This window comes from Nocardioides salarius, from assembly GCF_016907435.1.
Lineage (GTDB): Bacteria > Actinomycetota > Actinomycetes > Propionibacteriales > Nocardioidaceae > Nocardioides > Nocardioides salarius.
The window spans coordinates 788,067-802,483 of record NZ_JAFBBZ010000001.1 but is presented as its reverse complement, the minus strand read 5'-3'; the positions used below and the strand labels follow the sequence as shown (position 1 = coordinate 802,483).

Annotated in this window: 14 protein-coding genes; 5 read left to right on the top strand and 9 right to left on the bottom strand. The window is 74.0% G+C overall.

Going from position 1 to position 14,417, the window contains the following annotated elements:
- Positions 1-62: 62 nt before the first annotated feature.
- A complete protein-coding gene (locus tag JOE61_RS03940; protein ID WP_204797139.1) occupies positions 63-1,250 on the top strand; it encodes an IS110 family RNA-guided transposase in 1,188 nt (395 codons plus the stop codon).
- A gap of 26 nt (positions 1,251-1,276) precedes the next feature.
- On the opposite strand, the gene JOE61_RS03935 is transcribed toward JOE61_RS03940, so the two are convergent.
- The gene (locus tag JOE61_RS03935; RefSeq protein WP_193667897.1) at positions 1,277-1,957 is read right to left on the bottom strand and encodes a hypothetical protein; all 681 of its coding nucleotides are present in this window, start codon (positions 1,955-1,957) and stop codon (positions 1,277-1,279) included.
- A gap of 429 nt (positions 1,958-2,386) precedes the next feature.
- Between JOE61_RS03935 and JOE61_RS03930 the strand changes: the two genes are divergently transcribed.
- The 3 genes from JOE61_RS03930 (at position 2,387) to JOE61_RS03920 (ending at position 5,731) form a co-directional block, all read left to right on the top strand.
- On the top strand, positions 2,387-3,700 hold the full coding sequence (locus tag JOE61_RS03930) for an HNH endonuclease signature motif containing protein (protein WP_193667898.1): 1,314 nt from the start codon (positions 2,387-2,389) through the stop codon (positions 3,698-3,700).
- A gap of 65 nt (positions 3,701-3,765) precedes the next feature.
- Entirely contained in the window at positions 3,766-4,311 is a 546-nt protein-coding gene (locus JOE61_RS03925; protein ID WP_193667899.1) for an NADPH-dependent FMN reductase, read from the top strand.
- Between the two features lie 16 nt (positions 4,312-4,327).
- Positions 4,328-5,731, top strand: a complete 1,404-nt coding sequence (locus JOE61_RS03920; RefSeq protein WP_193667900.1) for an amidase — start codon at positions 4,328-4,330, stop codon at positions 5,729-5,731.
- Between the two features lie 34 nt (positions 5,732-5,765).
- Here the strand turns inward: JOE61_RS03920 and JOE61_RS03915 are convergent, their stop codons facing one another.
- From JOE61_RS03915 to JOE61_RS03905, 3 genes are read right to left on the bottom strand one after another with little or no spacing between them, the layout of a single operon-like run.
- Positions 5,766-6,380 (bottom strand): energy-coupling factor transporter transmembrane component T family protein, encoded by a 615-nt coding sequence (locus tag JOE61_RS03915; protein ID WP_193667901.1) that lies wholly within the window; start codon positions 6,378-6,380, stop codon positions 5,766-5,768.
- Positions 6,381-6,398: 18 nt separating this feature from the next.
- The gene (locus JOE61_RS03910; protein ID WP_193667902.1) at positions 6,399-7,094 is read right to left on the bottom strand and encodes an energy-coupling factor ABC transporter ATP-binding protein; all 696 of its coding nucleotides are present in this window, start codon (positions 7,092-7,094) and stop codon (positions 6,399-6,401) included.
- A gap of 3 nt (positions 7,095-7,097) precedes the next feature.
- Complete coding sequence (locus tag JOE61_RS03905; RefSeq protein WP_193667903.1) at positions 7,098-7,718, bottom strand: biotin transporter BioY; 621 nt, start codon at positions 7,716-7,718, stop codon at positions 7,098-7,100.
- A gap of 110 nt (positions 7,719-7,828) precedes the next feature.
- On the opposite strand from JOE61_RS03905, the gene JOE61_RS03900 reads away from it, so the two are divergent.
- Entirely contained in the window at positions 7,829-8,413 is a 585-nt protein-coding gene (locus tag JOE61_RS03900) for a TetR/AcrR family transcriptional regulator C-terminal domain-containing protein (protein WP_193667904.1), read from the top strand.
- Here the strand turns inward: JOE61_RS03900 and JOE61_RS03895 are convergent.
- From JOE61_RS03895 to JOE61_RS03875, 5 genes are read right to left on the bottom strand one after another with little or no spacing between them, the layout of a single operon-like run.
- A complete protein-coding gene (locus tag JOE61_RS03895; protein WP_193668020.1) occupies positions 8,387-8,983 on the bottom strand; it encodes a pentapeptide repeat-containing protein in 597 nt (198 codons plus the stop codon). The genes JOE61_RS03900 and JOE61_RS03895 overlap by 27 nt on opposite strands.
- Positions 8,984-8,997: 14 nt before the next feature.
- A complete protein-coding gene (locus tag JOE61_RS03890; protein WP_193667905.1) occupies positions 8,998-9,225 on the bottom strand; it encodes a hypothetical protein in 228 nt (75 codons plus the stop codon).
- 46 nt (positions 9,226-9,271) lie between these two features.
- A complete protein-coding gene (locus tag JOE61_RS03885) occupies positions 9,272-11,563 on the bottom strand; it encodes a GNAT family N-acetyltransferase (protein WP_193667906.1) in 2,292 nt (763 codons plus the stop codon).
- Positions 11,560-12,882, bottom strand: coding sequence for a lysine N(6)-hydroxylase/L-ornithine N(5)-oxygenase family protein (locus tag JOE61_RS03880; RefSeq protein ID WP_193667907.1), 1,323 nt, complete (start codon positions 12,880-12,882; stop codon positions 11,560-11,562). The genes JOE61_RS03885 and JOE61_RS03880 overlap by 4 nt, the downstream gene beginning before the upstream one ends.
- The gene (locus tag JOE61_RS03875) at positions 12,879-14,363 is read right to left on the bottom strand and encodes a pyridoxal phosphate-dependent decarboxylase family protein (protein WP_193667908.1); all 1,485 of its coding nucleotides are present in this window, start codon (positions 14,361-14,363) and stop codon (positions 12,879-12,881) included. The genes JOE61_RS03880 and JOE61_RS03875 overlap by 4 nt, the downstream gene beginning before the upstream one ends.
- Between the last annotated feature and the right edge of the window lie 54 nt (positions 14,364-14,417).

Below are 14,417 nucleotides of genomic sequence, written 5' to 3'. Positions count from 1 at the left end.
CCTCGTCGTCCCCAACTGGAACCACGACGGACGAGGTGAACAGGTTGAAGACAACCAGGGACGTGATCATCGGGGTCGATCCCCACAAGATGTCGGTGACGATCGAGGTCGTCGACCCCAACGAGCGCCTGCTCGGCACCGGGCGCTTCGGGACCGATCAGGCCGGCTACGCCGCGATGCAGCGTTATGTGAAGCAGTGGCCACACCGCACCTGGGCCGTGGAGGGAGCCAACGGCGCCGGTCGCCCACTGGCCCAGCGACTCATCGCCGCCGGTGAGCACGTCGTCGATGTGCCGGCCAAGCTCGCGGCCCGGGTGAGGTTGTTCGACACCGGGCACAACCGCAAGACCGACGCCCTGGATGCCCACTCCATTGCCGTGGTCGCGGTCCGCACTCCGGGGCTACGGGTCGTGGTCGAGGACGGTGAGCTCGAGGCGTTGCGGATGCTCACCGAGCGCCGTGATGAGTTGGCCCACCAGCGTGTGCAGACGGTCAACCGGTTGCAGCGCCTGCTCAGCGAACTGCTGCCTGGCCAGCGCAAACGCGACCTGTCCGCTGCACAGGCCAAGGCCATGCTGGCCACCGTGCGGCCTCGCGACGTCGCCGGCAAGACCCGACGCCGGATGGCAGCTGAGCAGGTCGCCGACCTGGTCGTACTCGATGCGAAGCTGAAGAAGATCAAGGCCGAGCTGAAGGACGCCGTGACCGCGCGCGGATCGAACCTCATGGGCATCTACGGGATCGGCCCCGCCGGTGCCGCACGCATCCTGGCCGACGTCGGTGACGTGGCCCGGTTCGCCGACCGGAACCGGTTCGCGTCCTGGACCGGGACCGCACCCCTGGACGCTTCATCGGGTGAGCAGAACCGTCACCGGCTCTCCCGCGCCGGGAACCGCCGGATGAACCACGTGCTGCACATCGCCGCGATCGTGCAAATCCGCCACGACACCGAAGGCCGCGCCTACTACCGCCGCAAGCTCGCCGAAGGCAAGACACCGATGGAGGCACTGCGCTGCCTCAAACGACGCCTGTCCGACGTCGTCTACCGCCAGCTCGTCGCCGACAGCAAGGCCCCCACCACGCCCGTGGACGCGGATCCGGGAGGGCACCGCGGGGCGACTCTTCACTCCAGCGCGGTCGACTCACACCCGCACATCGACACTTCGGATCAGCCACTTCCCGGACCCGCGAGGCCGACGCTACGCCCCGACCGCGAGCACGTGAAGAACCTCGTCCCCAGCACCCGTTGACACAGAGGGGTGCCAGATCCGGACGATCAGTTCGAGCGACCGACGCCAAGGACATCGAGGATTGCAGCGCCACCGTCGAGAACGCCGCCGACCGTCCCTTCCTGGTTGTCTGCACCGGGCGGCGTCGCGGTCGGGTTGTCTGTGAGCCGGACGTCGCGGCAGCCGTAGTCGTCGACGACTACTCCGGTCAGGTCGCCATCGTGGCTGTAGACGACCATCCAGCGCGGGCCGAGGTCGGCGTTGCATCCACCGCTGCGATCAGCGGGGGCAAGATCGTCCAGGGCGTCCTGCAGGTCCGGGAGGTCGGTGGCGGCGACGGGTTTAGGACGCCCTGCACGGCTCCACCCGTAGACGGCCCCGCCGCTGGCGGTCGTGCCGACATCGAACGTGTTGTACTGACAGACCCATGCCTCTTGCGGAACGAGGAGAGTCGGACGTTCGTCCGCGACCTCCTCGATGCCGAAGCCGTGACCGGACGGGTCCTCACCGATAGGCAACTCCTGCGGGCACGGTTGACCAGCCGCGTCGGTGAGCTCGCTCGGACGGACCTCGGGGTCTTTAGCAGTTGGGCTGCCCGACCAGGGCAGGTCGCATCCGGCGAGGAGCAGGACTGCGGTCGCAACGCCGAGGGTCGCGCCGATCCGCCTCCAGGCGCGAGAGCGGGAAGCTGCGGCAACGGGGAGGCTCGAGGAGTTCGGCAGCGGCATGGTTGTTCGACGATCTCATAGCGCCAGTGGTTCCGCGGTCAGTGCGCGCTGCTCGGCAGAGTCGGATGCCAGCCCCCGCGTCAGTTTCGCTCGAGCAGGTCGTAGTCGAACGGGCACAACGGCCCGTCGCGCCGTGCGCCCCTGCGGAGAGCCGGTGTCGGGGCTGCCTGGCGAAGCGTTGTGCCCGTTCGGCTACGGGCCCGGAGCGGAGTCCCTGGGCTGCACGGACATCGGCAGGAGTGCGCGTCCTGATGCGTGACCTGTCCCGCAGCCCGGAAGCTCGCCCTCCGGGCATCGGAGGGTCCGTGGCGACCGGCGACCCAACCTCGCCGCCGGGGTCGCGCAGCAGGCCCTGGCAGGGTCCGGGAGCGACGAACCAGGTGTGCACAATCCCTTGCTCTCGAACACCTGTTCGAGTAAAATCGGGTCATGATCGAGACTGACAGCCACGGCCAGCCTCTCGAGGTCGACGACCTCGACGCTGAGTGGTTGCTCGACTTCGCCCACGAGGCCGAGGCGGAGGTCCGCAAGGCCGAGCGGCGCCGGTTGCGGGTGGTGCTGCGCTGGTGCGACCTGAACCCCGCAGCAGACGACGAGAGCCGGCTCTCGTGGGGCGAGCAGGAGCGGGTCTGGGACTGCGACGCCTGGATCGGCGGGGAAGGGGTGCCTGCGGTCGCGGAGTTCTCGGCCGAGAAGCTGGCCGCGGTGATGCGGATGTCGCCGGCGGCGACCACCAGCCTGATGGCCGAGGCGCTCGAGCTGCGGCACCGGTTGCCGAAGATCCACGCCCGGGTGGAGTCCCTCGACGTCGCGCTGTGGCGCGCACGTCGGGTCGCGAAAGCCACCCAAGGGCTCTCGCCCGAGGCCGCCGCGCACGTCGACACCGTGCTGGCACCGGTCGTGGACTCCGTGGGTCCGACCCGCATCGACCGGGCGGTCGCCGAGGCGATCGCCCTGTACGACCCCGCGTCGTTGGAGGTCGCGGAGGAGAAGGTCGCCACCAACGAGTGGGGCCTCACCCTGCGCCACCGACGCCCCGGTGAGGGCGGGCAGTGGGCCGGCACCTCCTGGCTCGGCATCACCGGAGACACCCCCACCCTGCAGCGCCTGCACGACCTGATCACCGACACCACCGCCCCGTCAGCCGATCCCACCGACCCCGCCGATACGGACAACGAGCGCGACCTGGGTGTGCGGCAGATCGAGGCGCTCGGCGCCGTGCTCGACGGGCTCGGTGCACCCCGGCCTCGGGTGCGGCTCAACATCGACATCACCAGCGAGGACCTGGCGGCCGACACGACGCAGGTCGGTCAGGTGCTCGGCCTCGGTCCCGCGACACTCGCGAAGATCCGCGGCTGGCTCGCAGGCGCAGCCTCTGTCAGCGTGCTGCCGGTCCTCGACATGGCACGGGTCGACGCGATCGACGACCACGACCCGCCCCGCTGGATGCGCGACCTGGTCACCCGCCGCGACACCCACTGCGTCTTCCCGTTCTGCGACACCGGCTCCCCGCGCTGCGACCTCGACCACATCAGTCCCTACGTCCCGATCCACCTCGGCGGCCCGCCCGGCCAAACCCATCCAGGCAACCTCGCGCCACTGTGTCGACACCACCACCGGGCCAAGACCGAGGAACGCTGGACCTACCACCGCACCGACCACGGCGACTACCTCTGGCGCGACCAACACGGGCACAGCTACGCCGTCACCACCCACGGCACCCTCGAGCTCGACGCGCGGTGACCGGCTTCACGCCTCAAGGGGCTCGCCCGGGGAATGTCGCAGGGGCTTCATTGGTTGAAGCTTGCATGACTTCAACCCGTATCGCCGTCCTCGTCGGCAGCCTCCGTGCCGACTCCCTCAACCGCCGCCTGGCCGAGGGCCTGGTGGCCTCCGCGCCCGAGGGCGTCGAGCTCGAGATCGTCGACGGCCTGGGCGAGCTGCCCTTCTACAACGAGGACCTCGACGGCGAGACCCCGCCGGCCGCGGCCGTGCGCCTGCGCGAGACCGTCGGCGCCGCCGACCGCGTCCTCGTCGTCACCCCCGAGTACAACGGCACCATGCCGGCCGTGCTCAACAACGCCATCGACTGGCTCTCGCGGCCCTACGGCGCCGGTGCCCTGGTCGGAACCCCGCTCGGCGTCATCGGCGCCACCCCGACGCCGTACGGCGGCCGCTGGGCGCACGCCGACGTCGTGCGCTCCGCCGGTGTCGCCGGCGCGACCGTCGTCGAGGACATCACCGTGTCGCAGTCGGCCCTCGAGGTCGACCCGCTGACCGACCCCGAGGTGCAGGAGAAGCTGGCCGACGCCGTGCGACGCCTCGTCGCGCACAGCGACGCCGTCGCAGCCTGAGGCCTAGGGTCGTGGCATGGCCGACCTCCACGACCTGACCGCCCTCGAGCAGGGGGCGCTCGTCCGCCGCGGCGAGACGTCCCCGCTCGAGCTGGCCGAGCACTACCTCGACCGTGTCGAGCGGCTCGACGACGTCGGCGCCTTCGTGCACCACACCGCCGAGCAGGCCCGCGAGCGAGCCGCCGCCCTCGGCGCCGTCCCGCCCGACGGCGCCGGCCCCCTCTGGGGCCTGCCCACCGCGGTCAAGGACCTCAACCTCACCGCCGGTGTCCGCACCGCCTTCGGCTCCGCCGCCTACGACGACTTCGTGCCGGAGGTCTCCGACGGGGTGGTGCTCTCGCTGGAGGACGCCGGGCTGGTCAGCCTCGGCAAGACAGCGACGCCCGAGTTCGGGTCGCCCTGCTACACCGAGCCCGAGGGGCACCCGCCCGCCGTCACCCCCTGGGACCGCACCCGGATGGCCGGCGGCTCCTCCGGGGGCGCGGCCGCCGCGGTGGCCGCCGGCCTGGTGCCGCTGGCCCAGGGCTCCGACGGCGGCGGCTCGATCCGCATCCCCGCCTCGTGCTGCGGCCTGGTCGGCCTCAAGCCCTCGCGCGGCCGCATCAGCGGCTTCCCGATGTACGGCGACCCGATCGGTCTCGCCACCGCCGGCCCGATCACCCGCACCGTCCGCGACGCCGCGGCCCTCCTCGACGTGCTGGCCGGGCCCCGCACCGGTGACCCGAGCTGGGCACCCGAGCCCGACGGCACGTTCCTCGACGCCTGCGACCGCGAGCCCGGCCGGCTGCGGATCGCCCGCTTCGCCCAGCCCGTCATCGCCGACACCGCCGTCGACGCCGAGTGCCTGACCGCCTGGGACGACGCCTCCCGGCTGCTCGAGGGCCTCGGCCACGAGGTCGTCGACGTGCCGGTGCCGATGAGCCGCGACGCCGTCCCGGTCTTCCACACCTGCTGGGCGGTGCTGACCGCCATGTCGACCGCCCCCGCCGGCCGCGAGCACCTGCTGCGCCCGCTGACCCGCTGGCTCAGCGAGCGCGGCCGCGCCGTCTCCGGCCCCGAGCTCGGCCTGGCCATCGGGGCGATGCGCCGCCACGCCGCTGAGGCGGTCCGGGCCCTCGCGGCGTACGACGCGGTGCTGACGCCGACGCTGGCGGCGCCGCCGCTGCCGGTCGGGGCGCTGCGCGACGACGCCGACCCGGCCGCCGACTTCGAGGCCCAGAAGCGCTTCACCCCGTGGACCTCGGCCTGGAACGTCACCGGCATGCCCGCGATCAGCCTGCCCCTGCACTGGACCCCCGACGGCCTCCCGGTGGGCGTGATGCTCGCCGGTCGCCCCGCCGGCGAGGCCGCCCTGCTGGCGCTCGCGGCCCAGGTCGAGCAGGCGGCCCCGTGGCACCACCGGCGACCGCCGGGCTGGTGAAGCCTCGCCCCTCGGCTCGGTCGGCTCGGTCGGCTCAGTCGTCGCCGAGACCGCGGGCGTGCAGGGCGTCGCCGGTCTCGTGGGCGCGCGCGACCACCCGCACCACGAAGGGCGTCACGTAGGCGCGGGGGTGCCGGCCCAGGCCGCGTGCACGCGCCGCGTCGCGGGTCTCCAGGGCCAGGCCCACCGTGCCCGGCAGCGCGCCGATCGCCATCGAGAAGGTCAGCGCCACCCGCTCGGGGTCGACGCCGACCCGACGCAGCGGGCCGACCCAGCGCACGATCGCGTCGAGCATCGCGTTGACCGACGTGGTCGCGCTGACCACGATCGCGCCCAGCGCGAGGGCCAGCAGGTCGACCAGGGTCTCCACCGCCTTCGCCGGGCCGTCGATCCACCACTGGAACGCCGAGACGACCACCGCCAGCACCAGGATCATCCGGGCCGCGCGCAGCAGGGTGCCCAGGTCGGTGCGCGCCACCAGCGCGGCCAGCAGCGCCAGGCCCAGCCACACCCACGAGGCCGGCATCGAGCGCACCAGCACCACCGAGAGGCTGAAGAGCGCCAGCGCGGCCAGCTTGGCGCCCACCGGCAGCCGGTGCACCAGGGTGTCGCCGGGCCGGTAGGCCGCGACGGTCACGGCGCTGCTCATCGGCTGCTCATCGGCAGGTCATCCCAGCACGCTCGCCTCGTACGCCGCCACCGCGGCCTCGGCCGGCCCGTCGTGCACGACCCGGGCGTCCTCGACCACCAGCACCCGGTCGCAGCGCCGGGCCAGGTCGAGGTCGTGGGTGACGAGCACCAGCTGCTGCTCCAGGCCCAGCAGCAGGTCGCCGATGCGCCGGGTGTTGGCCAGGTCGAGCAGGGTGGTCGGCTCGTCGGCGACCAGCACGTCGGGGTCGGTGGCCAGCACCCCCGCCAGCGCCAGGAGCTGGCGCTGGCCCCCGGAGAGGCTGTGCACCGAGACGTCCGCCTTGTCGGCGAGCCCGAAGCGCTCCAGCACCGCCGTCGCGAGCTCGCGGCGGCGACCGGCGCGGCGCTCGCGGCGGCGCAGGGACAGCTCGACGTCCTCGACGCAGGTCGGCATCACCAGCTGGGCCGCGGGGTCGGTGAAGCTGAAGGCGACCTTGCGGCGCACCGCCGCGCCCTGCTTGACGACGTCGAGGCCGGCGACGCGCACCGCCCCGGTGGTGGGGGCGACCAGTCCGTTGAGCATCCGGGCGAGCGTCGACTTGCCCGACCCGTTGGCGCCGACGACGGCGACGCGGTGCTCGGTGAGGGCGAGCGTGGTGGGCTCGAGCAGCACCCTGTCGCCGTCCGGGGTCGCGACGGCGACCCCGGCGGCGTCGAGCTCGATCAGCGGCACGGGTCAGCGACGCGCGCGCAGCAGCTGCGGGAAGGCGCGGTGCACCTCGGCGGCGACCAGCGCCACCAGCGTGGTCTTGAGGACGTCGCCGGCCCAGTAGAGGACGTCGATCTTGAGCGCCTCGGCCAGCGAGATGTCGAGGTAGAGGGAGAGGCCGGCGATGCCGGCGGGGTGGATGACGAGCACCGAGGCGGCCAGCGAGCAGCCGAAGACGATCGCGGCGCGCGTCTTGCCGCGCTCGCCGGCGGCGTACTTGACCAGCAGGCCGCCGACCAGGGCGGCGACGGGGAAGGACCACAGGTAGCCCGCGCTGGCGCCGGTCATCGCGCCCAGGCCCGAGGAGTGCTCGGCGAAGACCGGCAGGCCCACGGCGCCCAGGGCGAGGTAGAGCGCCACGGCCAGGAAGCCGCGGGCGGGACCGAGCAGGCACCCGGCGAGCATCACGCCGGCGGTCTGCAGGGTGATCGGCACGCCCGCGCCGCCGACGGGGATCGCGCCGACGTAGGCGAAGGCCGAGATCAGCGCGGCGAACGAGGCGATCAGTGCCAGGTCGGTGGGCGTCATCCGCCGCCGGCGCTCGTCGGCGTGGGTCTGGCCGGGCAGGGAGGTCTGGTCGGTCGCCATCGTGGAGCCTTCGCATACGGGGGAGGAGAGGGTCGCCTCCTGAACGGCGTTCAGGTTAGGGTGGCGCTCGCCGCCCGGTCAATGCGGGGGCCCGGACAGGAGGAAGTGACGTGCGCCACCACCGCGACGACGTCGTGCGCCACGCCATCGACGTCCTCGACGCCTACGGCCTCGCCGACCTGACCATGCGCCGCCTGGCGGGCGAGCTCGACGTGCGGCCCAGTGCGCTCTACCACCACTTCCGCGACAAGCAGTCGCTGCTGGCCGCGGTCGCCGACGAGCTGCTGCGCCGCGGCGCCCGCCCCCTGGCCGGCACCGCGTGGGACGAGCAGGTCGTCGAGATCTGCTCCGGCCTGCGCGACGCGCTGCTGGCCTACCGCGACGGTGCCGAGCTGGTCTCGACCGTGATCGCCTTCGGGCTCGGCGCCTCCCGGCCCTACGACGACCTGGTCGCGGCCCTGGGCCCCGCCGGGCTCGGCGACGAGCTGACCCCGACCGCGGCCCGCACCCTGCTGCACCTGGTGCTGGGCCACACCCTCGACGAGCAGACCCACCTGCAGGCCGGCAGCGCCGGCGCCATCGGCGACGAGCCGCGGCCACGCTCCGACTTCACCGCCGGGCTGGCTCTCGTCGTCGACGGGATCCGGCTGCGGGCCGTGGCGCGCGGCTCAGCCCGGCTCGACCAGGGCGCCTGACTGCTCGGCCAGCAGCACCGCGCCGGCGAGGTCGAGGCGGGTGCCGCGCAGCACCGCCCGGCCCAGGTCGCTGCCCTCCAGCCTCGCCCCGCGCAGGTCGGCCTCGCCCAGCCGGGCTCCCCGCACGACCGCGCCGCGTAGGTCGGCCCCCCGCAGGCCGGCACGGGTCAGGTCGGCGTCGGAGAGATCGGCCTCACGCAGGTCGAGCCCGCTGAGGTCGAGGCCGCCCAGCCCGGCGCCCACGAGCGCCACGCCCCGCCACTGCCCGCCGCGCACCGTCATCGGGCGCAGCGTGCAGCGCTCGAGCACCGAGCCGGTGAGCTTGCAGCCCTCGAGGGTGGCGCCGAAGAACGTGCAGCCGCGCAGGGTGCACGCCACGAACGCGGTCTCGACGTGGATGGAGGCGTTGAACCGGCAGGCCTCGAAGGTGCACCCGGTGAAGACCGCGCCCCGGCTGGTCGCCTCGGTCAGGTCGACGTCGCGGAAGGTGCAGTCGGTGAAGTGCGCGTCCGCGAGGTCGGCGGCGTACCAGTCCTCACCGACGAAGCTGCGGCCGTCCTCGACGCGCAGGGAGCCCGAGGCGTTCAGCGCGACCGCCGCTCGCGCTTGTTGAGCAGCCCGTGCCCGCGCGAGAACTCGTAGGCCGCGCCCCGGCCGGCGGAGGACTGCCCGAGCAGGTCGGAGTCGGTGCCGGGCCGGTCCGGGCCGCCCAGGCCCCGACGCTCGCGACGGGTGAGCAGCAGGTCGATCCCGAGGACCGCCAGGGCGAGGGTGATGACGACGACGGTGGCCACGACGGCGAAGGTCCCCATGGCGCCACCCTAGTGCCGGGACCCCCAGAGGGGGGGGGCAGGAGAATCACCCCGCCCCCTCGCCGCGGTGCAGCGGGTTGCGCAGGGAGCCCGCGTAGAGCAGCGAGGACGCCTGGTCGGCCAGGTCGACCATCTGGCGCGCGTCGCGCAGCTGCAGCCGGTTGAGGCAGGAGTGGGCGAACTCCTCGCGCTGCAGGTCGTAGGCCGCCACGGCCTCGGCCAGCTCGGGGTGGTCGGCGGCGTGCCGTTCGAGGCAGGCGGCCGCCTCCGACCAGAAGTCGGCGACCGGCAGCAGGCCGTCGTCGTCCCAGATGGCCGCGAGGTGGCGCAGCACGCCGTCGACGACGTCGGTGAGCACGGCGAGGCACCGCTCGTCGTGGCCGACCACGGCGCGCACCCGCTCGAGCCCCTCGGGCAGCGGCCGCTCGGCGTCCAGCAGGGCCACCTCCTCGCCCAGGTCCTTCATGATGCAGCGCGTCGGCGCCTGTCCCTCCAGCACCACCAGCACGTTCTCGCCGTGCGGCATGAAGGCGAGGTCGTGGGCCAGCAGGCAGTGCACGACGGGGCGCAGGTAGGCGTCGAGGAAGGCCCGCAGCCAGGCGCGCGGGTCGAGCCCCGAGGCACGCACCAGGGCGGCGACGTACGACGCCCCCGCCGGGTCGCGGTGCAGCACCGAGGCCATCGTGACCACCCGCTCGCCGGGGGCCAGCCGGAGCAGGGGGCTCTCGCGCCACAGGGCGGCGAGCATCCGGCGCTGCGGCGTCCCCGGGGCGGCGGCGTGGTAGACGTCGCCGGTGTAGCCCAGGGCGCCCACCTCGCGCAGCACCGTGAAGCGGCACCGCCCCAGCTCGGGGTCGCCCGCCACGACGCCGGCCACCCAGTCGCTGATCGCGGGGGTGGGGCGCATGTAGTCGGGGGACAGGCCCCGCACGAACCCCATGTTCTGGATGGCGAGCGCGGTCTTGACGTGCGGGCGCGCGGGGTCCTCGCGGTCGGCGAAGGTGCGGATCGACTGCAGCGCCTGGTGCTCGCGGGTGCCCTCGCCCAGCCACACCAGGTCGTGGCGTGCCAGGTCGGGCGCGAAGGTCACCGCCACCCGGCGCTCCCACTGCCAGGGGTGCACCGGCAGCAGGAGGTAGTCGTCGGGGTCGAGCCCCCGGGCGCGCAGCCGCGCGTGCAGCAGGTCGCGGTCGGCGCCCAGCGCGGCGTCGTACAGCTGGTCCTCGTGCAGGTCGTCGGCCAGCGCGAGGTGCGTGCAGGCCCGTCGGGCGCCCAGCCAGACCAGCCGCACCGGTGCGGCCGCGTCGGGGCTGTAGCGCTCGTGGTCCAGCGGCCCGAACCCGATGCGGCCCCGGTTGGCCACGAAGCCGGGGTGCCCCTCGGTCATCGCGGCCTCGACCTCGCCGTGGGTGGCGGTGAGCAGCTGCTCCACGCCCGGTCCCGGATGCGCCTCCTGCCAGCAGGTCCAGGCCAGGGTGGCGGCCAGCTCCTCGAGGTAGACGCCGACCAGCTCCGCGCGCAGGCCCAGCGCCTCGGCGTGCTCGACCACCAGCTCCTGCACGTCCAGCGGTGCCGGGGCGCCGTCGACGGTGCGGGTCAGGGTGGCGGCGTCGACCGCCCAGTGCTCCAGCGGCAGACGGCGGGCGGCGAAGGCGTACGTCGCGGCGGAGGGGGCGCGCAGCAGCCAGCGCCCCGGGCCGGCGGCGTGGTCGGGCTCGGGGTGCAGCAGCCGCTCGTGGCACAGCTCCGAGACCGCCTTGGCGACCAGCCGGCGCTGGGCACGCTCCAGGTGGCCCGGCCCCAGGTGCGGCACGGGGTCGCGCAGCACGTGGTGCTCGCGCGCCAGGAACGACAGCGCGGCCGTCTTGTGGCCCAGGTCGACGTCGCGGACCCGCGTGAAGCCGGCCCGGGCGTTGAGCCGCAGCACGGCCTCGTTGCCCACGTCGGGCTCGACGACGACCCGGCGGACCCGGGTGTCGGCGAAGCAGTGGCGCAGCACGGCCCCGAAGACGGCCCGGGTCAGCCCCGGGCGTGGCGTCCCGCCCGGCGGCGCCACCAGGAGGTGCATCCCCAGGTCGCCGGGTCGGACCTCGTCGAGGTCGGCCAGCTCGGAGCGGGCCGGGTCGTAGGTCTCGGCCAGGAAGGTCGGCTCGCCGTCCACCCGCCCGAGCCAGGCGTGGTGGTGGGCCGACTCGCTGATGCGCTCGTACTCGCGCGCCACCTCGTCGACGCCGGCGCCGCCCATCTGCCAGTAGACCGAGCGGGGGTGGGTGACCCAGGCGTGCAGCAGCCGCACCGTGGTGGCGTCGGGCACCAGGGGCTCGAGGGTGAACCTCATGCCGGCACCCCCTGCCGGAGCAGGTGTGCCGGCACCCCGAAGTCCTGCACCGCGACCCTGGCCCCGACGCGGTAGACCTCGCGTCCGGCCACCGCGTTGAGGATGGTGGCGCTGCGGTGCGCCCCCATGCCGAGGTCGGGGGCGACGAAGCCGTGGGTGTGCTCCTCGGCGTTCTGCACGAACACCTCGCGCCCGGTGACGTCGACGGCGTACGACGCGTCGGCGAGCAGGCGCCCTGCGTCGTCGTGCTCCAGGCGCGGGCGCAGCTCGTCGAGGAAGGACGGCGTGGTGGGCTCGTGGCCGGTGGCCAGCACCAGGCCGTCGGTGCGCAGGCCGAACGGCACCTGGCTCTCGTCGTGGTGCAGGTCGAGGTCGTAGTGCTGGCCGTCCCAGCGGGCCCCGACCAGGGAGGTGCTCGTCAGCAGCGTGGTGCGGGGGCCGTGACCCTGCACCCGCAGCCGGTAGTGCAGGTCGGAGATGGCGTCGACCAGCTCGGCGCTGATGCCCTTGTAGAGGCCGCGCTGCTCACGCAGCAGCCGGTCGCGGGTGTGGGCGGGCAGCGAGCGGAAGTAGGCGGAGTACTCCGGCGAGGTCATCTCGAGGGTCAGCTTCGTGTACTCCATCGGGAAGAACCGGGGGCTGCGGGTCACCCACACCAGGTCGTGGTCATGGTCGGGGGAGGCGAGCAGCAGGTCGTGGTAGACCTCCGCGGCGCTCTGCCCGCTGCCCACCACGGTGATCGTGCGGCACCGGCGCAGGCGCTCGCGCGCCGCCAGGTAGTCGGCGGTGTGCACGGCCGGGCCGCCCGCCTCGGCGACGCACCGGGGGAGCCGGGGTGTGCTGCCGACACCGACCACCAGGTGGCGTGCGCGCCAGGTCCGGCCGGCGCGCGTGGTCACCTCGTGCACCACCGGCTCGCCGGGCAGGTCCGTGCGGCGGCGCACGCGCACGACCTCCTGCCCCGTGTGCACCGTGCCCAGGGCGCTGCCCACCCACCGCAGGTAGTCGTCGTACTCGCTGCGCAGCGGGTGGAAGGACTCCCGCACGTAGAACGGCCACAACCGGTCCGTCTGCTGCAGGAAGGAGAGGAAGGACCAGCGCGAGGTGGGGTCCACGAGGGTGACCAGGTCGGCGAGGAAGGGCACCTGCAGCGTCGACTCCGGCAGCATCATGCCGGCGTGCCACGACAGGTCGTCGCGCGCCTCGAGCAGCACCACGTCGAGGTCGGGCACCGGGTCGGCGAGGGCCGCGAGGGAGAGGTTGAAGGGGCCGGCGCCGATGCCGACGACGTCGTGGACGCGTGCCTCGTCGCCGCTCATGCTGCCTGCTCGGCGACCACGGTGCGGGCGGCCTCGACCACGTCGGCGACCACCGCCTCGATGTCCTCGGGGGTGGCCAGCGGGTTCAGCAGCGTCAGCTTCAGCCACCGGCGCCCGTCCACGACCGTGGCCGCCACGACCGACCTGCCCCCGGACCACAGGGCGGCCCGGACCCGGGGCACGAGCGCGTCCTGCTGGGCGGCGTCGAGCCCGGGCACGACGGGCCGGACCAGCAGCGTGCTGAGCTCGGGGGCGGCCGCGACCTCGATGCGCGGGTCGGCCTCGAGCCGGGCGTGCACCGAGCGGGCCAGGTCGACGACCGCGTCGACGTGCTCGCCGATCGCGTCGGCACCCATCACGCGCAGGGTCATCCACAGCTTGAGGGCGTCGAAGCGCCGGGTGGTCTGCAGGCTCTTGTCGACCTGGTTGGGGGCTCGCGTCGCGCCGCCGCCGTCGGCCGGGTTGAGGTAGTCGGCCCGGAAGGTCACGTGGCGCAGGTGGTCGCGCTCGCGCACCAGCACGGCGCTGCACGAGACCGGCTGGAACCAGGTCTTGTGGAAGTCGACGGTCACCGAGTCCGCCAGCTCGATCCCGTCGAGGAGGTGGCGGTGGCGGCGCGAGACCAGCAGGCCGCCGCCGTACGCCGCGTCGACGTGCAGCCAGGCGCCGTGCGCGCGGGCCAGCCCGGCCACGGGGCCGAGCGGGTCGATGCTCCCGTGGTCGGTGGTGCCGGCGGTGGCCACGACCGCCATGGTGGTCGCGCCCTGCGCCTGCACCTCGGCCAACGCCCGGGCCAGCGCGTCGGGGCGCATCCGACGCCGCTCGTCGACGGCGACCGTGCGCACCGCGTCGGGGGCCAGGCCCAGCAGCCGGGTCGCCCGCTCGACGCTGACGTGGGCATCGACCGAGGTCAGCACCCGCAGCCGCGCCAGGTCCGTGCCGGGCCGGCGGCTGCGCACCTGGTCGCGGGCCAGGTGCAGGCCCTGGAGGTTCGACTGGGTGCCGCCGCTGGTGAAGACGCCGTCGGCGCGCGGCCCCAGCCCGGCGCGCGCAGCCACCCAGTCGACCAGGTGGCGCTCGACGAACGTCGCCCCGACGTTCTGGTCGAACGTGTCGAGGCTGGGGTTCACCGCCGAGAGCACGGCCTCGGCCACCAGGGCCGGGATGAGCACCGGGCAGTTGAGGTGGGCCGCGTAGCCGGGCTCGTGGAACCACACGGTGTCGTCGAGCCAGACCCGGTCGAGCTCGGACAGCGCCTGGGCGGTGCAGCCGAGCGGGGCGTCGAGGTCGACCTCGTGCACGGGCGCCGCGGCGCGGGCCGGGTCGAGGCCCGTGACGGGTCCGCGGACCCGGCCCAGGGCGTTGGTCACGTGGTCGATCGCCAGGTGGGCCGCGTCGGCGTACGCCGTCGCGTGCTGGGGATGCAGCAGCTGGCGGCGCGTCGAGGAGAGGGAGGACAGGTCGTGGGGGGAGGGGTGCACCGAGGTTCCTTCCGAGTTAGGTAAGGCTCACCTAAGTCCACGATGCCGCGTCAG

Excerpts from the sequence above, each read along its gene's own strand:
- JOE61_RS03935 (WP_193667897.1), bottom strand. The coding sequence starts at position 1,957 with ATGCCGCTGCCGAACTCCTCGAGCCTCCCCGTTGCCGCAGCTTCCCGC.
- JOE61_RS03930 (WP_193667898.1), top strand. The coding sequence starts at position 2,387 with ATGATCGAGACTGACAGCCACGGCCAGCCTCTCGAGGTCGACGACCTC.
- JOE61_RS03925 (WP_193667899.1), top strand. The coding sequence starts at position 3,766 with ATGACTTCAACCCGTATCGCCGTCCTCGTCGGCAGCCTCCGTGCCGAC.
- JOE61_RS03920 (WP_193667900.1), top strand. The coding sequence starts at position 4,328 with ATGGCCGACCTCCACGACCTGACCGCCCTCGAGCAGGGGGCGCTCGTC.
- JOE61_RS03915 (WP_193667901.1), bottom strand. The coding sequence starts at position 6,380 with ATGAGCAGCGCCGTGACCGTCGCGGCCTACCGGCCCGGCGACACCCTG.
- JOE61_RS03905 (WP_193667903.1), bottom strand. The coding sequence starts at position 7,718 with ATGGCGACCGACCAGACCTCCCTGCCCGGCCAGACCCACGCCGACGAG.
- JOE61_RS03890 (WP_193667905.1), bottom strand. The coding sequence starts at position 9,225 with ATGGGGACCTTCGCCGTCGTGGCCACCGTCGTCGTCATCACCCTCGCC.
- JOE61_RS03885 (WP_193667906.1), bottom strand. The coding sequence starts at position 11,563 with ATGAGGTTCACCCTCGAGCCCCTGGTGCCCGACGCCACCACGGTGCGG.
- JOE61_RS03880 (WP_193667907.1), bottom strand. The coding sequence starts at position 12,882 with ATGAGCGGCGACGAGGCACGCGTCCACGACGTCGTCGGCATCGGCGCC.